Raw genomic sequence first — 11,187 nt, 5'->3', positions numbered from 1 at the left:
TTATTTTAGGTTCAAGTGCCTCCTTGGCTTCTTGAGTGTTGATAAGAGGCGGTTGAACCGGTACGTTTCCCGGATGAAAAGAAAAAAAGTTTTCTATCTTTTCAATAAGTTGTTCAAAACTGCATTTATNGTATANAACTCCAAAATCTATAAAGTTTCCACCNTTNCCTGAACCATGATCAAACCATGCATTTAATTTTCGGTTCACCTTAAAAGAGGCTTCTTTTTCATCTCTTAATGGTGACAAGTACCAGTAGTCATTGTTGGTGATTTTTTGTGGCTGGTAACCTAATTTCTCCAGGTACTCTACAATATCTGTTTGCCTCAATTCCTCGTAGGAAAAAAAATGGGTGGCCATATGCTTGATTTTTTGATGATTTTGATGAAACGCACTCTTACTATTTGATTTTTAATTACTTATCACTTCATCTTTTTTTCATCAGGAGGATAAGAGCTTTCATCAAAGTGTTTTTTCTGATGAAATGTTGATGACGTTTCTGATGATCATAACTTATTTAGCTTCAAATACTTATACTCCTGTCATCAAAATCATCAGAAAAATGAAGGTTTATAACCTCTTTTTGTGACAGCTTATAATACCTTCCCTTGTAGTTGTATTCGTATATACTTCCGTCACTACCGAAGCGGTATTGTGTATAGGAATTTGAGTTTTCAGAAGGAACAAGTTTCCAGGTGTCTTGAAGTACTTTTTTGATGCTGTTGCTGTCATAGCATCTAAAACCCTTTTTCTGCAACCACTCCTGCATATCGGATAAACAGAAGCATAGTTCACATAATTCCTTCTGGTCAACAATGGTTAGCAGGATTTGAGCCATCTCTACTTCGAGTTTGTTTCGGTTGTACTTCTTTAGTCGTTTTAAGGCGCTTGTAGCGATTTGCTCAGGTGTGAACCACATCCGGGTAGCGCATTTTGTAGTAAACGGGCGGTTAAGTAAATAATGAATAAAAACAGGAATTTCAGCTTCCAGCTCAGCCAACAGTTTATTGTTAGGTGCTTGCAATGTAGACAGCCTTCTTATCCAATACCTGATTTCCTTTGCATCAATCATGATAAAGTTGTCTTCATTGTTGGAGCATAGGATGAACTTGCCGAAAAATTCAATTTCCTGCCTGTCCTGGCCCTTGGCTTCTATCTTATAATAACGGGAAGTACTTAGATTTTTGATACGTTCGGAGTCTTCTTTACGGTCAAGGAAAGTTTCATCAACACCAATTATTAGTTTATGTGCCCATTCTGCATTGAAGTTGCTTCTGAAATCCTCATTGCTATTGATGGTCATGTTGGAACCGTAGATAGCTTTTAGAAAATTTAAAAAAGTTGTCTTGCCTGTATTTCGCTCTGTACTTACCAGGCATAGGATAGGAAGTATCTGTACAGGATGCAGCAGTAAAACTTTCAAGTAATCCAAACCCAGATCCAGCTGTTCGCCAAAGATGTGATTTAAAAAAACAAGGGTATGTTTGGGGTAACCCGGACGAGGCTCATGAGGAAAAGGGTAGTACTGGTTATAAAAGTTATCAATTTCCCTTTTGTATTCCAAGTGATTGGGAACAAGGCAAAAACCCTTATAACGCGGAATAGCAGATAAAAAAGCTTTTCCATAGTCCTGCTTAATACATTCTACTGACCATGGCAACAACAACTCTGTAACATCACCTGAAGCTAGTGGTTTTCTTATTTTTCTATAATAGGTTGTACCTATACGTAAGTATTCCTGCTCCTGTTCATTCTCTACAATGCCGTTCATACTTGCTGATTTATTACAATTAAAAAAGTCTTCTGTAGGTATTACAACTTCCGTCGGCTTGTTTTTACATACTCCAGCACTTCTGACCTTTGGAAGTAAACTCTACCGTTTACCTTATGGTTAGGCAAACCTTTCTTCATCCAGTCGTTAAGAGTAACCATGGAGATGCCTAAGAACCGGCCTACATCTTTCCTGCTTATAAGTGGTTACTGCGCCAGATTAGCAGACTTATCATTTTGTGCAACAGATACGCTGAGACTTTCGTTCACCGCTTCCCGGATCCAGCTCTTAATGTCGTTTTCAGTTGGGATAAATAAAGTGTCCATATGTTTTTGTTTTATGGACGTAAATCTGATTAAGAAAACTTAAGAAATCAATGATGGATTGGTAGGGGATTTTTTAGGATTGATTTAGAAGAGGTTAGATTGGCTAAGACGTGTATGTTTGTACTAAAATAAGTAGCGGACAAAGTATTAAGTTGAAGAACTGTAAAGCTCGACTTACTCTATAGGCATCACGACGACATAGATGAGGATTTTGTGGTAGAAGTCTAGTAAAACTCAGTGTTTACTGCCTTTTTTCGTTTTTAGCCTACCAATTTATATCAAGCTTCTTCAAATATTTGTAGTGGTGAGGGTGTGTGAGATGAACATAAATTCAACTGATGATTCAACTTATTATTAGACATTCTTATTCGGCCTTTTCATAATCATGAAAGAACGTTTTCAATGCAAGTGTCATGAAGATCTAGTTTATAAAAGAAGCGCTTTGTTTATTGTATCTTTTTCGATATTTTTCCCTATTCTATCTAATGGGTAGTGAAACGGTAAATGCGGAGAAGTCATGTTCCTGTGTTTGAACTGACAATTCCCCTCCGAGCGCTTTAATAATATCATAACTCAATGATAGTCCCAATCCTGTTCCCTGTCCTGTTGGTTTAGTCGTAAAAAAGGGTTGAAAAATTTTATCAACTACTTTTTGCGGAATGCCTGTTCCGTTGTCTCTTACCCGAATTTGTACTTCTTCACCTGATCTTTTTGTGGTAACTAAAACTAACGGTTCAAACGTTCCATTTAGCTGTTTCTTTTTTTCATTTACCGCATAAAAAGCATTGTTGAATAGGTTTAATAAAATTCTTCCAACATCCTGTGGAACAACCTCTATCTTTCCTATACTTTCATCAAAATGTGTTTCAATTGTTGCATTGAAAGATTTGTCTTTTGCTCTAAATCCATGATAACTTAGTCGTAAATATTCATCTGCTAAAGCATTTATGTCAGTTGGCTCTTTTTGTCCAGTAATGGTGCGAGAATGTTGCAGCATACCTTTTACAATAGCATCGGCTCGTTTGCCATGATAGTTTATTTTTTGTTCGTTTTCTTTAATGTCATTCAGCAAATCAAATTCAAGTTCTTCATCTCTCTCACTTGTCACTTTTGACTTTTGACTTTTTAATTCTTCTATCAGTTCAGTATTTACTTCTGAAAAGTTATTGACAAAGTTTAACGGGTTCTGTATTTCGTGTGCAATGCCCGCAGTAAGTTCTCCGAGCGAAGCCATCTTTTCAGACTGGATAAGTTGGGCCTGGGTGGATTTTAATTCCTGCAACGTACTCTCTAGTTTTTCTTTTTGGTGTTGCAGCAAAACGTTCGCTTGCTTTTTTTGCAAGTTATTCTTGTAAAGGATAAATGCTATCAAAATCATGATACCTAAACCAGTGATAAATTCATATTGTTTTAGGCGGCTTTCTTTTTCAATTTGCTCTTCCTGGATTTGCTGTTGTCGCTGCTGTTCTTCCGCTAATGTTTTTTGCAGGTCCTGCACTTTCTTTGCTCCATACATACTCTCATTTACACTATCGAAGACTTTCCGGTAATGAAGTGCTTCCTGTACGTTTAATTGCTCATATTCTTCTGCCAGCAATTTGCTGTTCTTGTATACTCCAAACTCATACGCCATTGCATTTGCTGCTGTAAGTCCTTTCTTTGCATAATAAATAGAAAAGTCCGGCTGTTGTGTCGTTTTAAAAAACCTGGATATCACAGCATAGGCTTCAGCTTGTGTAAAGTAATCGTCGTTGATGGCTGCTCCCGCAATGCTTTCCCGCAAAAAATCAAATGCTGTGTCACGATTACCCTGTTTAAACAGGCAATCGCCTAACGAGTATAATGCTACCGGGTGCCAGAACACATCATGTAATGTTGCCTTATAATGTTCAGACAAGTAACGATACGCAGAGTCCAGGCGGTTCCAATCAAGATAAGACTGACCAATGTCTAAGATGTTAAGCAACATCCAATCCCGAACCCTGGGTCTATTGATAATAGTTTCAAATAAGTGCTGGGATTTATTATAAAAATCTACTGCCTTTGAATAGTCTGCTAAAAACCAGTATGCGCCTCCAATCCATGCATAACAAACTGCTGTTTCAAAAACATAATTCTTTTTTTCAGCAATATGCAGACCTTTGTACACGTACTCCAATGATTTTGGATAATCACCTTCCGTTTGCAGACAAACGCCTAAAGCAGTTAATGCGCTTGCTTCTCCCCTGGAAAATCGTATTCGCTGTGCCAATGCAAGTGCCTGGTTTCCGTATTTGCTAATGCTATCAGAACTGTTTACATAGTAGGCATTGGCTATATCTACCATGATCAACACACGGCTAGTATCATCTTTGGCAATTGCCAGTTTATGCTTCAAACTATCCCTTAGCTGGTCTGTTCCGCCAACCTGCGCAAAGCCGATGGTTCCAACAAACGCAAGCAGAAGTATTATGGTAGAAGCCTTTATCATTTCATGATATCAATTTGGTAAGTGAATAATAAACTCACTCCCTTCACCTTCCTTCGTATCCACACTTATGTCACCTCCATGCGCTTTTATAATATCATAGCCTAGAGACAATCCTAATCCTGTCCCTTGCCCCGTAGGTTTTGTAGTGAAGAAGGGTTGGAATATTTTGTCAACAACTTTTTTAGGAACTCCGATACCGTTATCCCCGACGGTAATAATTACCTTATCATTTTCTGTTTTTGTGCTTACTGAAACTGTTGGCTCATATCCTTCGGCTGATGTTTTCCTCCTTTCTGTTACTGCGTAAAAAGCGTTATTAAATAAATTTAGAAGTACTCTTCCAATATCCTGAGGAACAATATTTATTTTACCGATACTTTCATCAAGATGTTTTTCAATTGTTGCATTGAAAGATTTGTCCTTCGCTCTAAAACCATGATAACTTAATCGAAGATATTCATCTGCTAAAGCATTAATGCCTGTTGGCTCTTTCTTGCCTGTACTTGCTCTCGAATGTTGCAGCATACCTTTTACAATAGCATCAGCTCGTCTGCCATGATGGTTTATTTTTTGAAGATTTTCTTTAATGTCTGAAGCTATTGCAATGGCTTCTCCCTTATCATCTTTTTGCAGCGCTACCTCTATTTCATCGACCAGGTCGCTGCTTACTTCAGAAAAATTATTGACGAAGTTTAACGGGTTTTGGATTTCATGTGCAATCCCTGCTGTTAGCTCACCAAGGGAGGCCATCTTTTCGTTTTGAATCAGGAGTGCCTGTGTGGATTTAAGTTTCTCTAAGGCGTTCTCAGTTTTCACCTTCTGTTTTTGCAATAAACTATATGCTTTCTGTTTATTTCGATTGGCGAGAAACATAATACAAGTAACTATCAACAAAACAATGAGTCCTGCCGTAAGTATTAGTGTTCTTATTTTAGTTTTGAACTGTTTCTGTTGTGCAATAATATCTTGTTGGCGCAATTGCTCGTTAAAAGTCATGCTCTGCAATTGCATCACTTTCTGTTGGTTATACAAACTATCTTTTACAGCGAGAATAAGGCTTAAATACTTAGCCAGGCTGTCGGGATTATACCTTGATTTGTAAACTTCAGCTAACATATTCAACGCTTCGAGCTGAGCAATAGGATATTTTTGTAATTTACTATCCTCTATTACCTTTTTTGAATAATAAACAGCAGAGTCTGTCTTATTCTGCTTCCATAAAACTTTAGCAACACCATTATAGTTGTCCATCATATTAGTATTCGGACCAGAATTAGCAATACCTTCCCGATAATATTGTAACGCGGAAACATATTGTTTTTTCTTAAAATAGTAATTACCAAATAAATAAAAAAGCGGAGGCCACTTCCGGCTCCCATAAGTTTTTATATAAAAATCATCTACAATTTTTATATATTTTAATGCCGAATCAATCTTGTTGAATTTATCGTATATTAATGGAATATCGATCATTAACCCAAGATATCTATCGGCGGTATCCCTGTTTTTGTAAGCAGAAGCTGGAATAGATCGCTCAAAAGTAGATTTTGCTTTTAAACAGTAAAATATTGCACGATTATAATCACCTGCAGCATTATAAGTCGCACCTAGCCAATCGTAAACAAAAGCCAGAACAAGGGGATTTCTTAACCGCTCAGCTATTTTTAAAGCCTGAAGGCCATAATTAATTGCTTCAGGATAGTTACCAGATAGGTTTAAAACAGCTCCGTAAACAGCCAATGCTGAGGCTAAAGTAGAATCTGATTTTATTTGCTTTGCAAACGATATTTCCTGTTGCACGTAACTTACTGCTGAATCAGGTACGGTATATGCGTAAAATCCAATAATTTGGATGTATAAATTCAATTTAGCTGAATCGCGTTTTGCTTTCGCGAGCTCTTTCTTTAGACTATCAACGTTCCTTTTGAATAACTCGTTGTTCTGAGCATTTGCTATAGAAGAAATAAAAAAGATCAGGATTAATAACCTTTGCATATTGAAAATTGTATATTTTACATAATTTATTAGGGAATTCGGACAATAAATTGTGCCCCTTCCCCTACTTTAGTTTCTACTTCAATTTTTGCTAGTGTCCTTTAATAATTTCATAGCTTAGTTAGCCTAATCCCGTTCCCTGTGCTGTTGGTTTGGTTGTAAAGAACGTCTAAGCCCCGCTCCTAACCAGAGCAATTACCCCAGCAAGTAAATAGTAAACTCACTTCCTTCACCTTCCTTACTATGCACCTTTAATTCTCCGCCATGTGCTTTTACAATATCATAACTCAATGACAAACCCAATCCCGTTCCCTGCCCTGTAGGTTTTGTTGTAAAGAAGGGTTGAAAGATCTTATCAACTATTTTTGTTGGAATGCCAACACCATTATCCCTGACTGCAACAATTACCTTATCATTTTCTCTTTTGGTATATACTTCAACTGTTGGTTCAAATGTTCCACCCAGTTGTTTTTTCTTTTCTGAAACTGCATAAAACGCATTATTGAATAAGTTCAATAATACCCTCCCTATATCCTGTGGAACAACTTCTATTTTGCCAATGCTTTCATCGAAATGTGTTTCAATTGTTGCATTAAATGATTTGTCTTTGGCTCTTAGTCCATGATAACTTAATCGCAAATATTCATCTGACAAAGCATTAATATCTGTTGGTTCTTTTTTCCCTGTACTCGCTCTTGAATGTTGCAGCATGCCTTTTACAGTTGCATCGGCACGTTTGCCATGATGATTTATTTTTTGTTCATTTTCTTTTAAATCATTTGATATTGCAAAAGCTTCTTCAATATTACCGCCTTTTAGTTCAGTTTGTAATTCTGCAATTAGTTCAGTATTTACATCGGAAAAGTTATTCACAAAATTCAAAGGGTTTTGTATTTCATGTGCAATCCCAGCAGTTAATTTTCCTAGCGAAGCCATTTTTTCGAATTGGATGAGTTGGGCTTGGGTAGATTTTAAATCGTCATAAGCTTTTTCAATTTGCACTTTTGCTTTTTGCTTGTGCATATTGTTTGTCAAAAGAAGTGATGTAATTAAAAGAAGCGCAGCAATTCCGCCAATCAATATGTATGTCTTTATCTTGTTCCAATACTTTTCTTGTGCGTCCAGTATGTCCTGTTGCCTTAATTGCTCATTGAAGGTCATACTTTGCGTCTGTATTACTTTTTGTTGGCTAAACAGGTTGTCTTTCGTTGTAAGAGTGAGATTCAGATACTTAACCGCACTATCGCACTCGCCCTTTGATTTATATATCTCTGCCAACAAATCAAGTGCTTCAAGTTTTGCAAGAGGATATTGTGCATGCTGACTCGCTTCAAGAACCTTATTAGCATAATAAATACTTGAATCAGTCTGAGCGTTCTTCCAGAATGTTTTCGCAATACCGTTACAATTTGACATGATTTCATTATTAATGTGCGATTCAGCTGCGAACTTGTATCCGTCTCTGTAATATTTCAGTGCATTCAAATAATCGCCTTTTTTAAAAAAAATATTGCCAAACAAATGAAAACGGGTCGAGTCTATCCATCCATATTGATGTGCATCGCGCCCATTTATTATTTGCATATACTTAAGTGCAGAATCCGGCTGATTTAATTTATCAAAAATTATAGCGAAACCATACAATGAGGTGTTATATAAATAGCTAAAGGCACTTTTTTCAGCACTGTCGCGCGATAGTTTATAATGTGTCTCAGCGAGAGATCTTTCCTTATAGGAATAGAAAAAAGCATGCTCAAAATCTCCCGCATCTGTATAAGTGGACGTTAAGTAGTCATAGGACCAGCCAATTGCCAAAAAATCTTTGGCGCTTTCGGCCGCTTTCAAACCTTCCAGCTCAAAATAAATCGCAAGTGGATAGTTTCCAATTATTGAGAAAATACCACCATACCCCGTTAATGCAGCCGATAAAAAGGAAGCGGATCTATTTTTTTTTGCTATCGAAATTTGCTTTTGTGCATAAATTATCGCTGAGTCCGGCTTTGAATATGTGTAATAAGTAACAAGCGGAGAAAGTAATTTAAATTTAGTGGTATCGTCTTTTGCAGAAGCTAGTAAATTTTTTACACTATCCTGCCATGAAGTCTGTGCAATTACTGAGATTGTCAGACAAAGCAGGCAAAGAATAATAGTGATCTTTTTCACGGCGGTTTTTATTGTCTGTTTATTAATGGTAAATGAATTGTAAACTCTGCACCTTGCCCCTCATTCGTCTCCACACTCAATTCCCATCCATGTGCTTTTATAATATCATAACTCATGCTCAATCCAAGTCCCTTTCCTGCCCTGTAGGTTTTGCTGTAAAGAGAAAGAACTTTTTCATATTGAATACTACGAATTGTAAAGAGTTTTATTAATTAATTGGATAATAAACTGTGCACCTTCGCCTTCTTTCGTTTCCACTTTTATCTCTCCTCCATGTCCTTTTACAATATCATAGCGTAAAGACAGTCCTAATCCAGTTCCTTGTCCTGTTGGATTTGTTGTAAAAACGGGTTGAAAGATTTTGTCAACAGCTTTTTGAGGAATGCCCATTCCGTTGTCCTTTACTCTTATCTCTATTTTATCGTTTAATTTTTTTGTACTTACAGAAACTAACGGTTCAAAAGATTCCTTTAATTGTTTTTTCTTTTCCGTTACAGCATATAATGCATTATTAAATAGGTTTAATAACCCCCTTCCTATGTCTTGTGGAATGACTTCTATTTTACACAAGCTTTTGTCAAAATGTGTTTGGTCTTTGGCTCTAACCCCATGATAACTTTGTCGTAAATATTCATCTGCTAATGCATCAATATCTGTTGGTTCTTTTTTGCCTGTACTTGCTCTTGAATGTTGCAGCATCCCTTTTACTATGGCGTCTGCACCTTTGCCCTGAAGAGTTACCTTTTCTAGATTCTGAGAAAGATCATTAACTATTTTATTTTCCAATTCTTCATCTCTTTCGCTTTTTACTTTTGACTTTTCACTTTTTAATTCTTCAATCAGTTCTTTATTGACTTCCGAAAAGTTATTGACGAAATTTAGTGAGTTTTGTATCTCGTGAGCGATGCCTGCGGTTAGCTCTCCAAGTGAGGCCATTTCTTCAGATTGGATGAGTTGGGCTTGGGCTGATTTTAACTCTGCTAAGGATTGTTTTAATTCTACGGTTCTTTCTGCGACCAGCGTGGAGACAAATTTTCTCATAGAGAAGAATTGATCATAAAAGATAATCAATTGTATTAACTTTTCATAATAAGTTGGCCACCCCTTTTAAAAAGTGCCATTACCCAACTACACACTCTAAAACCTTTCTTGTATGTTTTACCTTTTATCTTTCAATCCTGTGTTTTGTCCAAACCTGTTTTATTTTTTAAAAGAGTAAAATCCTTTAAACGACATTTTACTGATATTTGATGTATAATTAATCCTCGTAGCACTGAGAGGGATTCAACTAGCAGTTAGTTTTGAAGGTAATAAAAGATTGAGAAGCAAAGTTTTAGAGCTTGTTATATCATCTTGTCATGATACCTTTTCAATAAATTTGCTTACTTCCGCTAAAGCTAAGCTGACAAATTGGTGTAAATAAAAGTAATTTTCATCTGGTTAAGATTAATTTTAAGCAGGGAAAGTAAATTTAACTTAATATAGAAATATGTTTACTTCTACGAGATGGAAAAATCAAATTAATGAGAGTAAGTCTTTATGTGTAAAAGAACTCTTCCAGTGCTTCATTTAGCTTTTGCACTTTAGGATTTTTAAAGTTTAGGTTATCACTTGCTGTTTTAATATTTCCCTGGATAGTATTAATCTTCTTGTTTTTAAAAGCCTCAAAGCGTTGTAATAAGTAAGCAATATCAATGGCCCCGAATTGTTTGAATAATTTCTCTCCTTTTGCAATTTCTTTTGGAGCGGAGATGTTTTGTATGATGTAGAAAAGCTGGATAACTTTCTCGAGGTGGTTATGATTATTAAGCTGGATACTACCTGTTACATACGCGGCTGTTATAGCTTCCATCTTCTCTTCCGCATTGGAAATAAGGACATCTATTTGTGGGGTTAAAGTATTGATGAGTTCTTTAGCTATACTTTCAAAATCCAGCTGCTCTAATGTATTACCTTTACTTACCTCCCTTTCAACAATTTTCTGCACCTCTTGTCCAAGACCAGTTTCTAACGCTTCTTGCTGAAGGGTTAGCCGTTCTTCTTGTTTTTCTACAAGCCAATCCAAAACGGACTCGAGTTTAAGCTTAGAAGATTTGTTAGCTGTCAGTTTTAATCTCTGGTTGGTTTCGTAGCGCAGAAAACGAAGAAAATCTTCTTTGTTTTCATAAGCAGAAAAGTGAAATTCTATATACTGAACAATTTCATACCCATCATATTCATAGAGCTTATTAAAAATATCGTTTTTATATCGAATACTGTTGGGCGGGCTTGTGAAATAGAGGTAGTAATCCCTNTGGTANGGCGCNATTTTATATTGAAAGTAAGGAATAAATGTCCTCTTGGCTGCAGAAGCAGGAAAACCTATTACATCGAACATCATGTTACGCAGCAATAAATTACTGCGTAATTTTTCTTTCCAGTTCATAATAACTGTTTTAGCGGTAATAGTTAGGTTAGGTTAAAA

8 protein-coding genes are annotated in these 11,187 nt (G+C 36.4%); all 8 read right to left on the bottom strand.

From position 1 onward, the window contains the following. Positions 1–358, bottom strand: a 358-nt coding sequence (locus tag B154_RS0121050; RefSeq protein ID WP_018616345.1) for a CHC2 zinc finger domain-containing protein, incomplete at its 3' end; no start/stop codon positions are given. A gap of 163 nt (positions 359–521) precedes the next feature. After that, positions 522–1,769 (bottom strand): primase-helicase family protein, encoded by a 1,248-nt coding sequence (locus B154_RS0121045; RefSeq protein WP_018613788.1) that lies wholly within the window; start codon positions 1,767–1,769, stop codon positions 522–524. Between the two features lie 41 nt (positions 1,770–1,810). After that, positions 1,811–1,969, bottom strand: coding sequence for a helix-turn-helix domain-containing protein (locus B154_RS34000; RefSeq protein WP_425423106.1), 159 nt, complete (start codon positions 1,967–1,969; stop codon positions 1,811–1,813). A 604-nt stretch (positions 1,970–2,573) separates the two neighbouring features. Further along, positions 2,574–4,565 (bottom strand): tetratricopeptide repeat-containing sensor histidine kinase, encoded by a 1,992-nt coding sequence (locus tag B154_RS0121035; RefSeq protein ID WP_018616344.1) that lies wholly within the window; start codon positions 4,563–4,565, stop codon positions 2,574–2,576. Between the two features lie 9 nt (positions 4,566–4,574). After that, on the bottom strand, positions 4,575–6,560 hold the full coding sequence (locus tag B154_RS0121030) for a tetratricopeptide repeat-containing sensor histidine kinase (RefSeq protein ID WP_018616343.1): 1,986 nt from the start codon (positions 6,558–6,560) through the stop codon (positions 4,575–4,577). A 195-nt stretch (positions 6,561–6,755) separates the two neighbouring features. After that, positions 6,756–8,723 (bottom strand): ATP-binding protein, encoded by a 1,968-nt coding sequence (locus tag B154_RS31580; protein ID WP_018616342.1) that lies wholly within the window; start codon positions 8,721–8,723, stop codon positions 6,756–6,758. An 8-nt stretch (positions 8,724–8,731) separates the two neighbouring features. Then, complete coding sequence (locus B154_RS31945; protein WP_018616341.1) at positions 8,732–8,839, bottom strand: HAMP domain-containing histidine kinase; 108 nt, start codon at positions 8,837–8,839, stop codon at positions 8,732–8,734. A 70-nt stretch (positions 8,840–8,909) separates the two neighbouring features. Further along, positions 8,910–9,794, bottom strand: coding sequence for a sensor histidine kinase (locus B154_RS29330; protein WP_245542635.1), 885 nt, complete (start codon positions 9,792–9,794; stop codon positions 8,910–8,912). Positions 9,795–11,187 lie beyond the last annotated feature (1,393 nt).

The organism is Segetibacter koreensis DSM 18137 (assembly GCF_000374045.1).
Classification (GTDB): Bacteria; Bacteroidota; Bacteroidia; order Chitinophagales; family Chitinophagaceae; genus Segetibacter; species Segetibacter koreensis.
The sequence above is the reverse complement of the archived record's forward strand: the minus strand, read 5'-3'. Positions and strand labels throughout refer to the sequence as shown.

What these genes read in the sequence shown, in the direction of transcription:
- B154_RS0121045 (WP_018613788.1), bottom strand. Translation starts at nt 1,769, where the DNA reads ATGAACGGCATTGTAGAGAATGAACAGGAGCAGGAATACTTACGTATA.
- B154_RS0121030 (WP_018616343.1), bottom strand. Translation starts at nt 6,560, where the DNA reads ATGCAAAGGTTATTAATCCTGATCTTTTTTATTTCTTCTATAGCAAAT.
- B154_RS0121035 (WP_018616344.1), bottom strand. Translation starts at nt 4,565, where the DNA reads ATGATAAAGGCTTCTACCATAATACTTCTGCTTGCGTTTGTTGGAACC.
- B154_RS31945 (WP_018616341.1), bottom strand. Translation starts at nt 8,839, where the DNA reads ATGAGTTATGATATTATAAAAGCACATGGATGGGAATTGAGTGTGGAG.